The organism is Methylibium sp. T29-B (assembly GCF_000576225.1).
GTDB lineage: Bacteria > Pseudomonadota > Gammaproteobacteria > Burkholderiales > Burkholderiaceae_C > Methylibium > Methylibium petroleiphilum.
This window is the reverse complement of sequence record NZ_AZSN01000083.1, coordinates 1-16,922: the sequence shown is the minus strand read 5'-3', so window position 1 is coordinate 16,922 and position 16,922 is coordinate 1. Positions and strand designations below refer to the sequence as shown.

Here is a 16,922-nt window from a genome sequence, read left to right as displayed (position 1 = left end):
CGGTGCGCTGCTGGCGCTGGCGGCCGGCTGGTGGGGGCTGCGCGAGGTGCTGACGCGGCCGGTCGTCGAGACGCTGCGCCGCGCGGCGCAGTAGGGAGAGCAGAGAGCCGGGGCCGAGCGGGCGCTGTCTCGCCCGGGACGACTACATCGCGTAGCCCACCAGCACCACTTCGGCCGCCCGTTCGCGCAGCGGGATCAGCGCCTGGTAGGCCGGCGAGCGGTACCAGCCCTCGACCGCAGCCGTGTCCGGAAAGCGGATGACGACGGTGTCGGTGAACGGCGAGCGGCCGCTCAGCTCGACCGCGCGCTGACCACGCACCAGGATCTCGCCCTGCCAGGGAATCAGCGTCGCGGGCACCTGGTTCCGGTAGGCCACCCAGGTGTCGGGGTCCTTGATGACGATGTGGCCGATCACGTACGCGGCGGCGGCAGGTGGCGTGGTGCTCAAGTCAGTCTTCCAGCTCGGCCTTCGCCATCTCCACGTCCAGCCGCTCCATCGCGTCGGCCGGCGTGCACGCGGCGGCCTGCGCGTAGAGCTGCTCGGCCTCCTTCATGCGCTTGTCGCCCTCCAGCATGACCAGCCCGTTGGCGTATTCCACCATCGCGATCGCGCTGCCGGGGTTGAGCTTCAGCGCGGTCTGGAACATCTTCAGCCCGGTCGCGGCATCGGCGCCCTGGGTCTTGCCGAGCAGCTTGCCGACCTTGTCGATCACCTCGGCATGGAAGGCGCCGAGCGCGATGTGCGCATCGGCGTGCTTCGGTGCCAGCTTGATGGTGGTCTCCAGCGCATTCTTCACCTTGCTGCCCAGTCCCTGGGCGAGCGCCTTCGCGACGCTGATGCCTTGGCCGTAGCGGCCCACCGCATAGGCCATCAGGTAGTGCGCGTTGGCGTTCTTCGGCTCGGCGGCGGCCTGGGCTTCGGCGCGCTGGGCGAGCTCGAGGAACAGGTCGAGCTTCACCTTCTCGCTCTTCTCGAGGTAGTTGGCGTAGATCGCCTGGGCCTTGTTGGCCGCGGTGAGGCCGGCGCCACCAGCCTTCAACCCGGCGTCGACCGCCTTCCTGAACTCTCCTGCGTGGAACAGCGCCCAGGCCTCCTGCACGGCAGCGTCCTTGGGCCAGGGTTCGGCGTCGCCGGCATGCAGCCGGGCCCAGTGCTTCTTCAGCGCCGGGGCGTCGTGCACGTAGGCGGCGTTGTCATAGGGGAAGGCGGTCCACTTGGCCATGGTGCGGGTCTCCTGCGTCGTTCTCGGTTCTCGGTCGTCGGTCCGGTGTCGCTCAGTCGCGCTGGTAGCTGCCGGCCAGCATCAGCAGGTGCTCGCGCTGGCCGGGGTCGAGGTAGGGCATCAACAGGCTGAGCACGTGGCGGGCGCCGCGCAGCAGCGCCGCGCCGGCGCTCTCGGGTTCCAGCGCCTTGCGCGGGTCGCGCACGTACTCGTAGCTGAGCCAGTAGGTCAGCACCACCACCATCGAGGTGGCCACCGGCTCGGCCTCGCGCGCGTCGATGCGCATCGCCTGCGCGCGGCTCAGGCCGTCGAGCACCGCCTTGACGGCCAACTGCTTGTTCTTCAGCACGAACTGGAAATGGGTCTCCAGGCGACGGTTCTTGCTGAGCAGGTCGTTCAGGTCGCGGTACAGGAAGCGGTACTGCCAGATCAGCTCGAACAGCATGTGGAAGAACAGCCAGGCGTCCTCGACGTTGCGCACGTTGTCGGCCGCCCGCAGCAGATCGGTGAGGGCGGCCTCGTAGCGGTCGAACAGGCTGTTGATCAGCTCGTCCTTGGCCGGGTAGTGGTAGTAGAGGTTGCCGGGGCTGATGCTGAGCTCGGCCGAGATCAGCGTGGTGCTGACATTGGGTTCGCCGAAGCGGTTGAACAGTTCCAGCGTCACCTCCAGGATGCGCTCGGCCGTGCGGCGCGGTGCTTTCTTCGGGACCCGTGGGCTCATGGCGCGGTCGACTCGCCGGGGGGCGAGCAGGCTGGTTTCCGGTCAATCTAGCATCAAGATCACGCGCCACCAAGGCGGCCAGCACCGATGGCGGGGCCTGCCTACAATCCCCGGCTGTCCCCCGAGACCTCCATGCCGGCCGTTCGTTTCGACTCCGTTTCCAAGACCTACCCCGCCCCGCGCGGCAGCCAGCGCGGCGACCTGCATGCCCTGCAGGACGTGAGTTTCGACATCGAGCCGGGCGACTTCTTCGGCCTGCTCGGCCCCAACGGCGCCGGCAAGACCACGCTGATCAGCATCCTGGCCGGCCTGAGCCGCGCGACCCGCGGGCGCGTCACCGTGCAGGGCCACGATGTGGTGGACGACTACGCGGCCGCGCGCCGCGCGCTCGGCATCGTGCCGCAGGAGCTGGTGTTCGACCCCTTCTTCTCGGTGCGCGAGACGCTGCGCATCCAGAGCGGCTATTTCGGTGTGCGCGTCGACCGCCGGGCCAACGATGCTTGGATCGACGAGCTGCTGCACCACCTGGGGCTGGCCGACAAGGCCGACGCCAACATGCGCCAGCTGTCGGGTGGCATGAAGCGCCGCGTGCTGGTGGCGCAGGCGCTGGTGCACCGACCGCCGGTGATCGTGCTCGACGAGCCGACCGCCGGGGTCGACGTGGAGCTGCGCCAGACGCTGTGGCAGTTCATCGCGCGGCTCAACCGCGAGGGCCACACCGTGCTGCTGACCACGCACTACCTGGAAGAGGCCGAGGCGCTGTGCGGCCGCATCGCGATGCTCAAGCAGGGCCGCGTGGTGGCGCTGGATCGCACCGCCAACCTGCTGGCCGGCACCGCGAGCACCATGCTGCGCTTCAAGACCGACCAGGCGCTGCCGCCGGCGGTGGCGGCCCAGGCGCGCGTGACCGGCCGCATCGTGCAGCTCACCGCACACGACGCCGCCGAGGTGGAGACGCTGCTCGCGCTGCTGCGCAGCGCCCAGGTCCGGGTCGAGGAGCTGGAGATCGGCCGCGCCGACCTGGAGGACGTGTTCCTCGAGATCATGCAGGGCGAACCGCAGAAGGTGGCGGTATGACCGGCCCGCATCCCCACGGGGGATCGGCCGACGTACTCGTCGGACGAGGGGCAGTCATGACCGGCGCGCGCACGCTGCTGTACAAGGAGGTGCTGCGGTTCTGGAAGGTCAGCTTCCAGACCGTGGCGGCGCCGGTGCTGACTGCCGTGCTCTACCTGCTGATCTTCGGCCATGCGCTCGAAGCCCATGTGAAGGTCTACGGCAGCGTCGGCTACACCAGTTTCCTGATCCCCGGGCTGGTGATGATGAGCGTGCTGCAGAACGCCTTCGCCAACAGCAGCTCGTCGCTGATCCAGAGCAAGGTGACCGGCAACCTCGTTTTCCTGCTGGTGACGCCGTTGTCGCACTGGGCGTGGTTCGCGGCCTATGCGGGCGCGTCGGTGGTGCGCGGCCTGGTGGTGGGCGCCGGGGTGCTGTTGGTCACCGTGTGGTTCGCGCCGCCCGGCCTGGCCGCGCCGTGGTGGACTCTGGTGTTCGCCGTGCTGGGGGCGGCGATGATGGGCGCGCTGGGCCTGGTGGCCGGCCTGTGGGCCGAGAAGTTCGACCAGATCGCGGCGTTCCAGAACTTCATCGTGATGCCGATGACCTTTCTGTCGGGCGTGTTCTATTCGATCGACTCGCTCCCGCCGTTCTGGCAGGCGGTGAGCCATCTCAATCCCTTCTTCTACATGATCGACGGATTCCGGGCCGGCTTCTTCGGCATCAGCGACGTGAGCCCGTGGGTCAGCCTGGGGGTGGTCGCCGCCAGCTTGGCGGCCGTCTCGGCGGTGGCGCTGCGGCTGCTGAAGACCGGCTACAAGCTGCGCTCCTGAACGCCCGATACACTGGTGTCATGGCCGACCCCACCGCAGACGACGTGCAGCGCTACATCGCGCAAGGGCTCGCCTGCGAGCATCTGCAGGTGGAGGGCGACGGCCGCCACTTCTTCGCCACCATCGTGTCGGCCGAGTTCGACGGCCTGAGCCGCGTCCGCCGTCACCAACGGGTCTACGCAGCGCTCGGCGATAGAATGCGCGAACAAATCCACGCGCTGTCGATGAAGACGCTGACGCCGGCCGAATTCGCGGTGCAGGGCTCCGAGCCCCGCGCTGCCGCTGCCCACCACCACTGATCCACAAGCCGCCCTGTGGCGCGGCTTGTGCGCTCCCTCGTGGCGAGGGCGGTCCGTGCAAGCGCGTGATGCAGGGCGGTGACGAGCACCGCACCATGGACAAACTCATCATTCGCGGCGGCCGCCGTCTCCACGGCGAGGTCGCGATCTCGGGCGCCAAGAACGCGGCGCTGCCGGAGCTGTGCGCTGCGCTGCTGACCGCCGAGCCGGTGCGCTTCTCGAACGTGCCGCGCCTGCAGGACGTGTCGACCACGCTGAAGCTGCTGCGCAACATGGGCGCCGTCGCCGAGCGCAGCGAGAGCCGCCCCGACGAAGTGACCATCGACGCCGGCCCGGTCAGCAGCCCCGAGGCCCCCTACGACCTGGTGAAGACCATGCGGGCGTCGATCCTGGTGCTGGGACCGCTGCTGGCGCGCTTCGGCGAGGCCACGGTGTCGCTGCCGGGCGGTTGTGCGATCGGCTCGCGGCCGGTCGACCAGCACATCAAGGGCCTGCAGGCGATGGGCGCGCAGATCAGCGTCGAGCACGGCTACATCATCGCGAAGGCGCCCAAGGCCTCGGGCGGGCTGCGCGGCGCGCGCATCACGACGGACATGGTGACCGTCACCGGCACGGAGAACCTGCTGATGGCCGCGACGCTGGCCGACGGCGAGACCGTGCTCGAGAACGCCGCGCAGGAGCCCGAGATCCCCGACCTGGCCGAGATGCTGATCGCGATGGGCGCGAAGATCGAGGGCCACGGCAGCAGCAAGATCCGCATCCAGGGCGTCGCGCAACTGCACGCGCCGCGCGGCGGGCACCGCGTGGTGCCCGACCGCATCGAGGCCGGCACCTTCCTGTGCGCGGTGGCCGCGGCCGGCGGCGAGGTGCTGCTGAAGCACGCGCGCGCCGACCACCTGGACGCGGTGATCGACAAGCTGCGCGAGGCCGGCGTCCGCGTCGAGGCCGGCAGCGACTGGATCCGCGTGGCCTCCGACGGCAAGCTGAAGGCGGTGGGCTTCCGCACCAGCGAGTACCCGGCCTTCCCGACCGACATGCAGGCGCAGTTCATGGCGCTCGACTGCATCGCCGAGGGCACCGCGCGCGTCACCGAGACCATCTTCGAGAACCGCTTCATGCACGTCGATGAACTGGTGCGCCTGGGCGCGAAGATCGAGGTCGACGGCCACACGGCCATCGTCACCGGCGTGCCGCAGCTGTCGGGCGCCACGGTGATGGCGACCGACCTGCGCGCCTCGGCCAGCCTGGTGATCGCCGGCCTGGTGGCCAGCGGCGAGACCCTGGTCGACCGCATCTACCACCTGGACCGCGGCTACGACCAGATGGAAACGAAGCTGCGCGCCCTGGGCGCGGACATCGAAAGAGTGAAATGACAGTCCTCACGCGCACTTCGTTCGCTTCGCCCCGAGGGCGCGAGGCCTCCATCCGGGCGGCCCGGCGGGAGGCCCCATGAGCATCACGCTCGCGCTGTCGAAGGGCCGCATCTTCGAAGAGACGCTGCCGCTGCTGAAGGCGGCAGGCATCGAGGTCACCGAGGACCCCGAGACCTCGCGCAAGCTCATCCTGCCGACCAACCGGCCCGACGTGCGCGTGGTGCTGGTGCGCGCCACCGACGTGCCACCTACGTGCAGCATGGCGGTGCCGACCTCGGCGTGGTCGGGCTCGACGTGCTGCTGGAGCATGGCGGTCAGGGCCTGTACCAGCCGCTGGACCTGCGCATCGCCAAGTGCCGCATGAGCGTGGCGGTGCGGGCCGACTTCGACTACGCGGCGGCGGTGAAGCAGGGCTCGCGCATCCGCGTCGCCACGAAGTACGTGAGCGTCGCGCGCGACCACTTCGCCGACAAGGGCGTGCACGTCGACCTGATCAAGCTCTACGGCTCGATGGAGCTGGCGCCGCTGACCGGCCTGGCCGATGCCATCGTCGACCTGGTGTCGACCGGCAGCACGCTCAAGGCCAACCACCTGCTCGAGGTCGAGCGGATCATGGACATCTCGTCGCGGCTGGTGGTGAACCAGGCCGCGCTGAAGCTCAAGCGCGAGGCGATCCGTCCGCTGATCGACGTCTTCGCAGCAGCCATCCCCCAGGAGTGAACATGAGCGCCCCCGCCCGCGTGAACCTGCGCCGCCTGGCCACCACGCAGCCCGATTTCGAGGCGGCATTCCGGGCCGTGCAGCACTGGTCGGCGGAGACCGACGACGCGATCGAGGGCCGTGTGGCGGAGATCCTGGCCGACGTGCGGCAGCGCGGCGACGCCGCGGTCCTGGAGTACACCGCGCGCTTCGACGCACTGCCGGTCGGCTCGATGAGCGAGCTCGAGCTGACGCAGGCCGATTTCGCCGCCGCCTTCGCGGCCATCACGCCGGCGCAGCGCGACGCGCTGCAGCAGGCCACGCGCCGCATCCGCAGCTACCACGAGCGCCAGCTCGACGCCTGCGGCCGCAGCTGGAGCTACCGCGACGAGGACGGCACGCTGCTGGGCCAGAAGGTCACGCCGCTGGACCGCGTGGGCATCTACGTGCCGGGTGGCAAGGCGGCCTATCCGTCCAGCCTGCTGATGAATGCGGTGCCGGCCCATGTGGCCGGCGTGCCCGAGATCGTGATGGTGGTGCCCACGCCGAAGGGCGAGCGCAACACCCTGGTGCTGGCCGCCGCGCACGTGGCGGGCGTGACGCGCGCCTTCACGATCGGTGGTGCGCAGGCGGTGGCTGCGCTGGCCTATGGCACGGCCACGGTGCCGCAGGTCGACAAGATCACCGGCCCCGGCAACGCCTATGTGGCGAGCGCGAAGAAGCGCGTGTTCGGCACGGTGGGCATCGACATGATCGCCGGGCCCAGCGAGATCCTGGTGCTGGCCGACGGCAGCACGCCGGCCGACTGGGTGGCGATGGATCTGTTCAGCCAGGCCGAGCACGACGAGCTGGCGCAGAGCATCCTGCTGTGCCCCGATGCGGCCTATCTCGACGCAGTTCAGACAGAGATCGACCGGCTGCTGCCCGGCATGCCGCGCGCTGCCATCATCCGCGCTTCGCTGGAAGGGCGCGGCGCGTTGATCCACACCCGCTCGATGGACGAGGCCTGCGAGATCAGCAACCGCATCGCGCCCGAGCACCTGGAAGTGAGCTCGAACGAGCCGCACCGCTGGGAGCCGCTGCTGCGCCACGCCGGCGCGATCTTCCTCGGTGCCTACACCAGCGAATCGCTGGGCGACTACTGTGCCGGGCCGAACCACGTGCTGCCGACCTCGGGCACCGCGCGCTTCAGTTCGCCGCTGGGCGTCTACGACTTCCAGAAGCGCAGCAGCCTGATCGAGGTCAGCGAGCAGGGCGCGCAGACGCTGGGCGTGATCGCCGCCGAGCTGGCCTACGGCGAGGGCCTGCAGGCGCACGCGCAGGCGGCCGAGATGCGGCTGGCGAAGAAGCCGGGAGCGGCACGATGAGCAGCAGCAACAGCAACAACGGCGGCCCCCCGCTCGCGCCCCGCCTCGCGCGCTTCGTCCGCCAGGACGTGCAGAACATGCACGCCTACGCGATCCAGCCGTCGGACGGCTTCGTGAAGCTCGACGCGATGGAGAACCCGCACCGCCTGCCCGCCGCGTTGCAGGCCGAGCTGGGCCGCCGGCTCGGCGCGCTGGCGATCAACCGCTATCCCGGCACGCGCACCGACGAGCTGCGCGCGGCGCTGGCCCGCCACGCTGGCCTGCCGCCCGGTTGCGCGCTGATGCTGGGCAATGGCTCCGACGAGCTGATCTCGTTGCTCAGCATGGCCTGCGATGTGCCAGGCGCGACCGTGCTGGCGCCGCTGCCGGGCTTCGTGATGTACGAGATGTCGGCCCGGCTGCAGGGGCTGCGCTTCGTCGGCGTGCCGCTGACCGCCGACTTCGAGCTCGACGCCGCGGCGATGCTGGCCGCGGTGCGCGAGCACCGGCCGGCCCTCACCTACCTGGCCTACCCGAACAACCCGACCGCCAACCTGTGGGACGACGCGGTGATCGAGCGCGTCGTCGACACGGTGCGCGAGCACGGCGGCCTGGTGGTGATCGACGAGGCCTACCAGCCCTTCGCGAGCCGCAGCTACATCGACCGGCTGGCGCACCACGACCACGTGCTGCTGATGCGCACGCTCAGCAAGTTCGGCCTGGCCGGTGTGCGGTTGGGCTACCTGATGGGTCCGGCCGCGCTGGTGGCCGAGATCGACAAGGTGCGCCCGCCCTACAACGTGAGCGTGCTGAACTGCGAGGCGGCGCTGTTCGCGCTGGAGCACGAGGACGAGTTCGCGCGCCAGGCCGCCGTGCTGCGCGCCGAGCGCGCGCGGCTGCTGGACGCGCTGCGCGCGATGCCGGGCGCCACGCCGTTCCCGAGCGAGGCCAACATGGTGCTGGTGCGGGTGCCCGACGCGAAGGCCGCGTTCGAGGGCCTGAAGGCGCGCGGCGTGCTGGTGAAGAACGTGTCCGGCCTGCACCCGCTGCTGGCAAACTGCCTGCGCCTCACCGTTGGCCTGCCCGAAGAGAACGACCAGATGATCGCGGCCCTGAAAGGCATCCTGTCATGACCGAACCGAACCGAGTTGCCGAAGTCCGGCGCGACACCGCCGAAACGAAGATCCGCGTGCGCGTCGACCTCGACGGCACGGGCGTGGCCAGGCTCGCCACCGGCATCGGCTTCTTCGACCACATGCTCGACCAGCTGGCGCGCCACGGGCTGGTCGACCTGGAGATCGAGGCCGACGGCGATCTGCATATCGACGGTCACCACACCGTCGAGGACGTCGGCATCACGCTCGGCCAGGCCTTCGCCAAGGCGGTCGGCGACAAGAAGGGGCTGCGCCGCTACGGCCATGCCTACGTGCCGCTCGACGAGGCGCTGAGCCGTGTGGTGGTCGACTTCTCCGGCCGGCCCGGGCTGCACATGCGCGTGCCGTTCAAGGCCGGCATGATCGGCGCGCTCGACACCCAGCTGGTCTACGAGTTCTTCCAGGGTTTCGTGAACCATGCCGGCGTCACGCTGCACATCGACAACCTGCACGGCGACAACGCCCACCACCAGTGCGAGACGGTCTTCAAGGCCTTCGCCCGAGCGCTGCGCATGGCGCTGGAGCGCGACCCGCGCATGGCCGGCGTCATCCCTTCCACCAAGGGCAGCCTCTGACATGAGCCGTCGCGTGGCGGTCATCGACTACGGCATGGGCAACCTCCGCTCGGTGTCGCAGGCCGTGCTGCACGCGGCCGCCGGGACCGGCTTCGAGGTGGTGGTGACGGCCGAGCCCGAGGTGGTGCGCGCCGCCGAACGCGTGGTGCTGCCCGGCCAGGGCGCGATGCGCGACTGCATGCGCGAGCTGCGAGAGGCGCACGGGGGCGCCCTGCGGGCCGCCGTGCTCGAGGCCGCTGCCGACAAGCCGCTGATGGGCGTGTGCGTCGGCATGCAGATGCTGCTCGACCACAGCGAGGAACAGGACACGCCCGGCCTGGGCCTGATCCCGGGCCGGGTGCGGCGCTTCCAGCTCGAAGGCCGACTCCAGCCCGACGGCAGCCGCTACAAGGTGCCGCAGATGGGCTGGAACCAGGTGCTGCAGGCGCGTCCGCACCCGGTGTGGGCCAGCGTGCCCGATGCCAGCTGGTTCTATTTCGTGCACAGCTTCTATGCGCAGCCGGCCGATCCGGCGCACAGCGTTGGTGAAACCGACTATGGCGCGCGCTTTACCAGTGCGGTGGCACGCGATAATATTTTTGCCACCCAGTTCCACCCCGAGAAGAGCGCTGCTCACGGCCTGGCCCTGTACCGCAACTTCCTCGGCTGGTGCCCCCTGACCCCCCACCCCCCTGACAGCCATGTTGCTGATCCCTGCCATCGACCTGAAAGACGGCCGCTGCGTGCGCCTGAAGCAAGGCGACATGAATGTGTCCACCACCTTCGGTGAGGACCCCGCCGCGATGGCCCGGCGCTGGCTCGACGCCGGGGCGCGCCGCCTGCACCTGGTCGACCTGAACGGCGCCTTCGCCGGCAAGCCGGTCAACGAGCCGGCGATCAAGGCCATCCTGAAGGAAGTGGGCGACGAGATCCCGGTGCAACTGGGCGGCGGCATCCGTGACCTCGACACCATCGAGCGTTACCTCGACGACGGTCTGTCCTACGTGATCATCGGCACCGCCGCGGTCAAGAACCCGGGCTTCCTGCGCGACGCCTGCACGGCCTTCGGCGGCCACATCATCGTGGGGCTCGATGCCAAGGACGGCAAGGTCGCGACCGACGGCTGGAGCAAGCTGACCGGCCACGAGGTGGTGGACCTGGCGAAGAAGTTCGAGGACTACGGCGTCGAGGGCGTGATCTACACCGACATCGGCCGCGACGGCATGCTGAGCGGCATCAACATCGACGCCACCGTCAAGCTGGCGCAGGCGCTCACCATCCCGGTGATCGCCTCGGGCGGCCTCAGCGACATCGCCGACATCGAGCGCCTGTGCGCCGTCGAAGGCGAGGGCATCGAGGGTGTGATCTGCGGTCGGGCGATCTACACCGGCGACCTCGACTTCGCCGCGGCGCAGGCGCGGGCCGACGCGCTGAACGGCGACGCCTGAGCGGCGCCCCCGCATGCTCGCCAAGCGCATCATCCCTGCCTCGACGTCACCGGCGGCCGCGTCGTCAAGGGCGTCAACTTCGTCGAGTTGCGTGATGCCGGCGACCCGGTGGAGATCGCCGCGCGCTACAACGAGCAGGGCGCCGACGAACTGACCTTCCTCGACATCACCGCCACCAGCGACGGGCGCGACCTCATCCTGCCCATCATCGAGGCGGTGGCCTCGCAGGTCTTCATCCCGCTCACCGTCGGCGGCGGCGTGCGGAGCGTCGAGGACGTGCGCCGCCTGCTCAATGCCGGGGCCGACAAGGTGAGCTTCAACTCGGCGGCGGTCGCGAACCCGCAGCTGATCCGTGACGCCTCCGACAAGTACGGCGCGCAGTGCATCGTGGTCGCCATCGATGCCAAGGCCAGGGTGGGCGGCGAGGCTGGGAGGTCTACACGCACGGCGGGCGCAAGAACACCGGCCTCGATGCAGTGGCCTGGGCGCAGCAGATGGCCGAGTTCGGCGCCGGCGAGATCCTGCTGACCAGCATGGACCGCGACGGCACGCAGATCGGCTTCAACCTGCCGCTGACGCGCGCGGTCAGCGACGCGGTGCCGGTGCCGGTGATCGCCTCGGGCGGCGTCGGCGCGCTGGAGCACCTCGCCGAGGGCATCCAGATCGGTGGCGCCGATGCGGTGCTGGCCGCCAGCATCTTCCACTACGGCACGTTCACCGTCGGCCAGGCCAAGGCCTTGATGGCCGAGCACGGCATCCCCGTCAGGACGTAATCCACCCCCGTTGCGGCTGCGCCGCTCCCCTCAAGGGGGCGACGCCGGCGGGCCGGCGGAGCCGGACCCGCGGCGTCCACTGGGTTTCTCCAGCGCGGGCCGATGCCACAGAGCGACGGCAGCTATCGCGAGTCGCTAAACTGCTGCGCATGACTTGGCTCGATGACATTCGCTGGGACCGCGACGGCCTGCTGCCGGTGATCGCGCAGGAAGCCGCCACCGGCGACGTGCTGATGTTCGCGTGGATGAACCGCGAGGCGTTGGCGCGCACGGCCGAACTGGGCGAGGCGGTGTACTGGAGCCGCTCGCGCGGCAGGCTGTGGCACAAGGGCGAGGAGTCGGGCCACATCCAGAAGGTGCGCGACATGCGGCTGGACTGCGACAACGACGTGCTGCTGCTGAAGGTCGAACAGCTCGGCCACGCGCCCTCGATCGCCTGCCACACCGGACGCCACAGCTGCTTCTATCAACGGTATGAGAGCGGCGCCTGGCACGCGGTCGAGCCGGTGCTGAAGGACCCGGAGCACATCTACAGATGAGCGGCGACGACACCCTGGCCCGTCTGGCGGCCGTGATCGAATCGCGCCGCGGCGGCGACCCCGAGGCGAGCTACGTCGCGCGGCTGTTCCACAAGGGCACCGATGCGATCCTCAAGAAGGTGGGCGAGGAAGCGACCGAGTTCGTGATGGCGGCCAAGGACGGCGACCGCCCGAAGATCGTCGCCGAGGCGGCAGACCTGTGGTTCCACGCCATGGTGGCGCTGGCGCATTTCGGCCTCACGCCGGCCCAGGTGTTGGCCGAGCTCGAGCGCCGCGAGGGCCAGTCGGGTCTCGAGGAGTTCGCATTGCGCAAGGTCAGGGGCCGCGAGGCCGAATCCACGAAGGAGAGCGGCCCATGAGCACGGTGATCGACAGCGACGAGCGCGAGCGCTCCCTAAAGACGGTCGGTACCGTCAGCTACCTGTTGCACCTGATCGTCGCGGTCGGTGCGGTGCTGCCCGGCGTGCAGGCCAGCGTGGCGCTGCTGATCGTGGCCTTCATCATCGACGTGGTGAAGAAGGACGAGGCCGCGGGCACCTGGCAGGCCTCGCACTTCAGCTGGCGCATCCGGTCCGTGCTGTGGGCCGGGGGCCTGTACATCGTCACCTCCTGGCTGTGGCTGCTGTTCTTCATCCCGGGCTGGATCGCCTGGGGCTGATCTCCATCTGGTTCCTCTACCGCATCGTGCGCGGCTGGCTGAATCTCAACGGCAACCAGCCGATGCCGTCCTGACCACTTTCTGCGCCGTCCCCCATGAGCGACCACGATCCGAACTGCATCTTCTGCAAGATCATTGCCGGGCAGATCCCGTCCCGCAAGGCCTACGAGGACGAGCACCTGCTGTCCTTCCACGACATCAACCCCTGGGCGCCGGTGCATGTGCTGGTGATCCCAAAGCGCCACATCGCGACGCTCGCCGACATCGGCCCCGGTGACCAGGAGCTGATGGGGCGCATGCTGGCGCTGGCCCCGCGGCTGATGCGTGAACTGGGCGTCGACAACGGCTTCCGCACCCTGATCAACACCGGCAAGGACGGCATGCAGGAGGTCTACCACCTGCACATGCACGTGATCGGCGGCCCCCGCCCCTGGGCCAAGGGGTGAACCTCGGCCCGCTTTGCGGGTCTGTCATGCGGGGCTGGCCTAAAATCTGCGGCTGCCCTTACCGGGTCTTCAGGAGAACGACATGGGTTCCTTCAGCATTTGGCACTGGTTGATCGTGCTGTTGATCGTCGTGCTGGTGTTCGGCACGAAGAAGCTCAAGAACATCGGCAGCGACCTCGGCGGTGCCGTGAAGGGCTTCAAGGACGGCGTGCGTGACGGCTCGACCGCGCCGGCCGATCCGGCGCAGCAGGTCACCGCGAACAAGAGCGCCGACGCGAACACCGTCGACGTCGAGGCGAAGCAGAAGTCCTGAGTGGTCGGAGCGGCGCACGCATGATCGACTTCGGCTTCGACAAGATCGCACTGATCGGCGCGGTGGCGCTGATCGTGATCGGTCCCGAACGTCTGCCGAAGGTCGCGCGCACCGTCGGCCACCTGATGGGCAAGGCCCAGCGATACGTGGCCGACGTCAAGGCCGAGGTCAATCGCTCCATCGAGCTCGAAGAGCTCAAGAAGATGAAGACCGACTTCGAGGACGCTGCGCGCAACGTCGAGCAATCGGTGTCCAGCGAAGTGAACAGGACGAGCAGCGAGATGAACCAGGCCTGGGAGTCGTTGTCGTCATCCGACGGCAACGGAGGCAGCAGCGGCAGCGCGGCGGCCGACAGCTATCACGCTGGTGAGCCGCTGAGCGAGCCGCCGCCGGCCTACACGCACCCGCGCAAGAACTGGCGGCTCAAGCGCGGCGCCATGCCTCAGTGGTACAAGCAGCGGCACGGCGTGCGGGCCAAGGCCCAGTCCGGTGCCGCCCGTGTGGCGCGCTTCAGGCCGCCGCGCCCGCTGTAGCCCGTGGGCGCCCCCGACTCCCGCGACGAGCTCGAAGGCAGCGAGCAGCCTTTCGTCGCGCACCTGATCGAACTGCGCGACCGGCTGATCCGCGCGGTGCTGGCGATCGTTGTCTGCTTCGGTGCTCTGGCGCTCTGGCCCGGCCCGTCGGCGCTCTACGACCTGCTGGCCGCGCCGCTGGTGGCGCACCTGCCGGCCGGCACGACGCTGATCGCGACCAACGTGATCTCGCCGTTCCTGGTGCCGCTGAAGATCACGCTGATGGCGGCCTTCATGCTCGCGCTGCCGGTAGTGCTGTACCAGGTGTGGGCCTTCGTCGCGCCCGGTCTCTACACGCACGAGAAGAAGCTGGTGATGCCGCTGGTGGTGTCGAGCACGCTGCTGTTCCTGCTGGGCGTGGCGTTCTGCTACTTCTTCGTGTTCGGGCAGGTGTTCAAGTTCATCCAGAGCTTTGCGCCGAAGAGCATCACCGCGGCGCCGGACATCGAGGCCTATCTCGGTTTCGTGCTGAGCATGTTCATCGCCTTCGGCGCGGCGTTCGAGGTGCCGGTGGTGGTGGTGGTGCTGGCGCGCATGGGCATCGTGTCGATCGAGAAGCTGAAGGGCTTCCGCGCCTACTTCATCGTCGTCGCCTTCATCATCGCGGCGATCGTCACGCCGCCTGACGTGATCTCGCAGCTCGCGCTCGCGATCCCGATGTGCATCCTCTACGAGATCGGGATCTGGGCCGCCAAGGTGTTCATCAAGCACACCCAGGCGCCGGATGCGGCGGCCGAGGACGGCGCCGTCTAGGGTTCGCGCTGCTGCCGCGGTGCCTTCGGCCGCTGCGCGACGACGACGTCGAGCGCCACTTCGCTGTCGCCCCGTTGCACCACGAGCCGGGCCTTCGAGCGCGGCTTGAGGGAGGCCACGACGTTGAGCAGCTGCGAGGTGTTGCCGACCGGCGAGTCAGCCACCTTCACGACCACGTCGCCGGGCCGCAGGCCGCCCTCGCTGGCCGGGCCGCCCTGCAGCACGCCGGTGATCAGCACGCCCTGCGACACCTTGAGGTTGAAGGTCTCGGCGATCTCGGGCGTGAGGTCGCGTGGCTCCACGCCGATCCAGCCGCGCGTGACCTGGCCGTCCCGGATCAGGCCCTCCATCACCTGGCGGGCCGTGGACACCGGGATCGCGAAGCCGATGCCGAGGCTGCCGCCCGAGCGCGAGTAGATCGCTGTGTTGATCCCCATCAAATTGCCGGCGGCGTCGATCAGCGCCCCGCCGGAATTGCCGGGTTGATGGCCGCGTCGGTCTGGATGAAGTTCTCGAAGGTGTTGATGCCGAGCTGGTTGCGGCCGAGCGCCGACACGATGCCGGAGGTGACCGTCTGGCCGACGCCGAAGGGGTTGCCGATCGCCAGCACCACGTCGCCGACCTGCAGTGCGTCGGAATCGCCGAAGCTCACCGAGGGGAGCTTGTCGAGCTTGATGCGCAGCACCGCGAGGTCGGCCTCGGGGTCGGTGCCGATCACCTCGGCCTTGGTGCGCCGCCCGTCGGACAGCACGACCTCGATGTCGTCCATGCGCTCGACCACGTGGTTGTTGGTCAGCACATAGCCTTCGGGGGAGACGATGACGCCCGAGCCCACGCCGCTCTGCGCCTGCGAGTCGGGGTCGCCGAAGAAATAGCGGAACCAGGGATCGGCGGCGCGCGGGTCGCGTGCCGTCGGTGTCTTGCTCGTGATGACGCTCACCACTGCCGGTGCCGCGCGCTTGGCCGCGGCGGCATAGCTGCTGCCGCCGGCCGCAGCGGGGGCCAGCGTGATCTGCGGCGCCGGATTGGACGACGAACCCACCGCAGTCGACAGGGGCCGGTTCTGCACCCATTCGGGCTTGAGCGTGGCCACGACGAACCACATCGCCAGGGCGACCGTCACGGCTTGGGAGAAAATCAACCAGGTCTTGCGCATGGGAGAGAAGAATTGACGAGCCGTGAAGAGCTGGAAAACTACCTGTCCACGCTGCTCGAACTCGAGCGGTTCAAGGATTATGGGCCGAACGGTTTGCAGGTCGAAGGCAAGCCGGAGATCCGCAAGATCGTCTCCGGCGTCACCGCCAGCCTGGCTTTCATCGAGGCGGCGGCCGCGGCCGGGGCCGATGCGGTGCTGGTGCACCACGGGCTGTTCTGGCGCGGTCAGGACGGCCGGCTCAACGGCTGGCTGAAGAAGCGGGTGGCGGCCTTGCTGGGCCCGGACATCAACCTGTTCGCCTACCACCTGCCGCTCGACGCCCATTCGGAGCACGGCAACAACGCCCAGCTCGGGGCCAAGCTCAAGTTCGTCAGCGAAGGCCGCTTCGGCGAGCAGCAGCTCGGCTTCGTCGGCCGGCCGCCCCAGCCGCTGACCGGCGCGGCGCTGTCGGCGCTGGTCCAGTTCCGGCTCGGGCGCGCGCCGACCGTGGTCGAGGGCGATGGCCGGCCGATCCGCCGCGTGGCCTGGTGCACCGGCGGTGCGCAGGGCCATTTCGAGGCGGCGATCGCGGCCGGCGCCGATGCCTACCTGACCGGCGAGATCTCCGAGCCGCAGGCCCACATCGCGCGCGAGACCGGCGTGGCGTTCTATGCCTGCGGCCACCACGCGACCGAGCGCTTCGGTGCCCCCGCGCTCGGTGCCCACGTGGCGCAGCTGTTCGACCTCGAGCACGAGTTCATCGACATCGACAACCCGGCGTGAGCCCATCCCGCATGCAGCTGCCGCTGGCGATCACGATGGGCGATGCCTGCGGCATCGGCCCGGAGATCATCGCGTCGGCCTTCCTGCGCGATGCGCTGCCGGGTGGCTTCGCGGTTGGCGATGTCGAGGTGCTGCGGCGCGCCGCGGCCCTGGTCTCGGCGTCGGACCACGCCTTGCTGCCGGTGGCCCGGATCGAGCGTCCGGCCGACGTGGCCGGCGTGCCGCCGCGCTGCCTGCCGGTGCT

General features: G+C 69.3%; 18 protein-coding genes and 6 pseudogenes. 20 read left to right on the top strand and 4 right to left on the bottom strand.

Going from position 1 to position 16,922, the window contains the following annotated elements; translation table 11 throughout:
• Positions 1–142 precede the first annotated feature (142 nt).
• Genes Y694_RS13635 through Y694_RS13625 form a run of 3 tightly spaced genes read right to left on the bottom strand, consistent with a single transcriptional unit; the run spans position 143 to position 1,944 of the window.
• Positions 143–448, bottom strand: a complete 306-nt coding sequence (locus Y694_RS13635) for a DUF1330 domain-containing protein (RefSeq protein WP_036233315.1) — start codon at positions 446–448, stop codon at positions 143–145.
• Between the two features lies 1 nt (position 449).
• Positions 450–1,223 (bottom strand): hypothetical protein, encoded by a 774-nt coding sequence (locus tag Y694_RS13630; protein ID WP_036233313.1) that lies wholly within the window; start codon positions 1,221–1,223, stop codon positions 450–452.
• Positions 1,224–1,275: 52 nt separating this feature from the next.
• On the bottom strand, positions 1,276–1,944 hold the full coding sequence (locus Y694_RS13625; RefSeq protein WP_036233310.1) for a TetR/AcrR family transcriptional regulator: 669 nt from the start codon (positions 1,942–1,944) through the stop codon (positions 1,276–1,278).
• A 132-nt stretch (positions 1,945–2,076) separates the two neighbouring features.
• Between Y694_RS13625 and Y694_RS13620 the strand changes: the two genes are divergently transcribed.
• The 18 genes and pseudogenes from Y694_RS13620 (at position 2,077) to tatC (ending at position 14,760) form a co-directional block, all read left to right on the top strand.
• Positions 2,077–3,021 carry an ABC transporter ATP-binding protein gene (locus Y694_RS13620; RefSeq protein WP_036233309.1) on the top strand — a complete coding sequence of 315 codons (945 nt, stop codon included), beginning with the start codon at positions 2,077–2,079 and terminating at the stop codon, positions 3,019–3,021.
• 56 nt (positions 3,022–3,077) lie between these two features.
• Positions 3,078–3,833 (top strand): ABC transporter permease, encoded by a 756-nt coding sequence (locus Y694_RS13615; protein ID WP_036233306.1) that lies wholly within the window; start codon positions 3,078–3,080, stop codon positions 3,831–3,833.
• Between the two features lie 20 nt (positions 3,834–3,853).
• Complete coding sequence (locus Y694_RS13610) at positions 3,854–4,132, top strand: BolA family protein (protein WP_036233303.1); 279 nt, start codon at positions 3,854–3,856, stop codon at positions 4,130–4,132.
• A gap of 95 nt (positions 4,133–4,227) precedes the next feature.
• Positions 4,228–5,505 carry a UDP-N-acetylglucosamine 1-carboxyvinyltransferase gene (gene murA, locus Y694_RS13605; protein ID WP_036233320.1) on the top strand — a complete coding sequence of 426 codons (1,278 nt, stop codon included), beginning with the start codon at positions 4,228–4,230 and terminating at the stop codon, positions 5,503–5,505.
• A gap of 76 nt (positions 5,506–5,581) precedes the next feature.
• A pseudogene (gene hisG / locus Y694_RS13600) lies at positions 5,582–6,225 on the top strand (ATP phosphoribosyltransferase).
• Positions 6,226–6,227: 2 nt separating this feature from the next.
• On the top strand, positions 6,228–7,571 hold the full coding sequence (gene hisD, locus Y694_RS13595) for a histidinol dehydrogenase (RefSeq protein WP_036233300.1): 1,344 nt from the start codon (positions 6,228–6,230) through the stop codon (positions 7,569–7,571).
• Entirely contained in the window at positions 7,568–8,683 is a 1,116-nt protein-coding gene (gene hisC, locus Y694_RS13590) for a histidinol-phosphate transaminase (protein WP_036233299.1), read from the top strand. The genes hisD and hisC overlap by 4 nt, the downstream gene beginning before the upstream one ends.
• Entirely contained in the window at positions 8,680–9,279 is a 600-nt protein-coding gene (hisB, locus tag Y694_RS13585; RefSeq protein ID WP_011828433.1) for an imidazoleglycerol-phosphate dehydratase HisB, read from the top strand. Before hisC ends, hisB begins: the two co-directional genes overlap by 4 nt.
• 1 nt (position 9,280) lies before the next feature.
• Positions 9,281–9,934: pseudogene (gene hisH / locus Y694_RS13580) on the top strand (imidazole glycerol phosphate synthase subunit HisH); the annotation flags it as partial.
• Between the two features lie 25 nt (positions 9,935–9,959).
• Positions 9,960–10,706 (top strand): 1-(5-phosphoribosyl)-5-[(5-phosphoribosylamino)methylideneamino]imidazole-4-carboxamide isomerase, encoded by a 747-nt coding sequence (gene hisA / locus Y694_RS13575; RefSeq protein WP_036233297.1) that lies wholly within the window; start codon positions 9,960–9,962, stop codon positions 10,704–10,706.
• A gap of 87 nt (positions 10,707–10,793) precedes the next feature.
• A pseudogene (gene hisF / locus Y694_RS13570) lies at positions 10,794–11,479 on the top strand (imidazole glycerol phosphate synthase subunit HisF).
• 149 nt (positions 11,480–11,628) lie between these two features.
• Positions 11,629–12,018 carry a phosphoribosyl-AMP cyclohydrolase gene (gene hisI, locus Y694_RS13565; RefSeq protein ID WP_036233294.1) on the top strand — a complete coding sequence of 130 codons (390 nt, stop codon included), beginning with the start codon at positions 11,629–11,631 and terminating at the stop codon, positions 12,016–12,018.
• Entirely contained in the window at positions 12,015–12,377 is a 363-nt protein-coding gene (locus Y694_RS13560; protein ID WP_011828438.1) for a phosphoribosyl-ATP diphosphatase, read from the top strand. Before hisI ends, Y694_RS13560 begins: the two co-directional genes overlap by 4 nt.
• A pseudogene (locus tag Y694_RS13555) lies at positions 12,374–12,750 on the top strand (DUF4870 family protein). The gene Y694_RS13560 and the pseudogene Y694_RS13555 overlap by 4 nt, the downstream one beginning before the upstream one ends.
• Before the next feature lie 21 nt (positions 12,751–12,771).
• Positions 12,772–13,122: a histidine triad nucleotide-binding protein gene (locus Y694_RS13550; protein ID WP_011828440.1), complete on the top strand. Its 351-nt coding sequence runs from the start codon at positions 12,772–12,774 to the stop codon at positions 13,120–13,122.
• A gap of 82 nt (positions 13,123–13,204) precedes the next feature.
• Positions 13,205–13,435: a Sec-independent protein translocase subunit TatA gene (gene tatA, locus Y694_RS13545; protein WP_011828441.1), complete on the top strand. Its 231-nt coding sequence runs from the start codon at positions 13,205–13,207 to the stop codon at positions 13,433–13,435.
• 20 nt (positions 13,436–13,455) lie between these two features.
• Positions 13,456–13,968 (top strand): Sec-independent protein translocase protein TatB, encoded by a 513-nt coding sequence (tatB, locus tag Y694_RS13540; protein ID WP_011828442.1) that lies wholly within the window; start codon positions 13,456–13,458, stop codon positions 13,966–13,968.
• Between the two features lie 3 nt (positions 13,969–13,971).
• Positions 13,972–14,760 (top strand): twin-arginine translocase subunit TatC, encoded by a 789-nt coding sequence (gene tatC, locus Y694_RS13535; protein ID WP_011828443.1) that lies wholly within the window; start codon positions 13,972–13,974, stop codon positions 14,758–14,760.
• Here the strand turns inward: tatC and Y694_RS13530 are convergent.
• Positions 14,757–15,916 (bottom strand): annotated as a pseudogene (locus Y694_RS13530) (S1C family serine protease). The gene tatC and the pseudogene Y694_RS13530 sit on opposite strands and share 4 nt — an antisense overlap.
• Positions 15,917–15,928: 12 nt before the next feature.
• Here Y694_RS13530 and Y694_RS13525 point away from each other — a divergent pair.
• Together Y694_RS13525 and Y694_RS13520 are read left to right on the top strand one after the other, a co-directional pair.
• Positions 15,929–16,678 (top strand): Nif3-like dinuclear metal center hexameric protein, encoded by a 750-nt coding sequence (locus Y694_RS13525; RefSeq protein ID WP_036233290.1) that lies wholly within the window; start codon positions 15,929–15,931, stop codon positions 16,676–16,678.
• Positions 16,675–16,922, top strand: a pseudogene (locus Y694_RS13520) (4-hydroxythreonine-4-phosphate dehydrogenase PdxA); the annotation flags it as partial. The gene Y694_RS13525 and the pseudogene Y694_RS13520, both read left to right, overlap by 4 nt.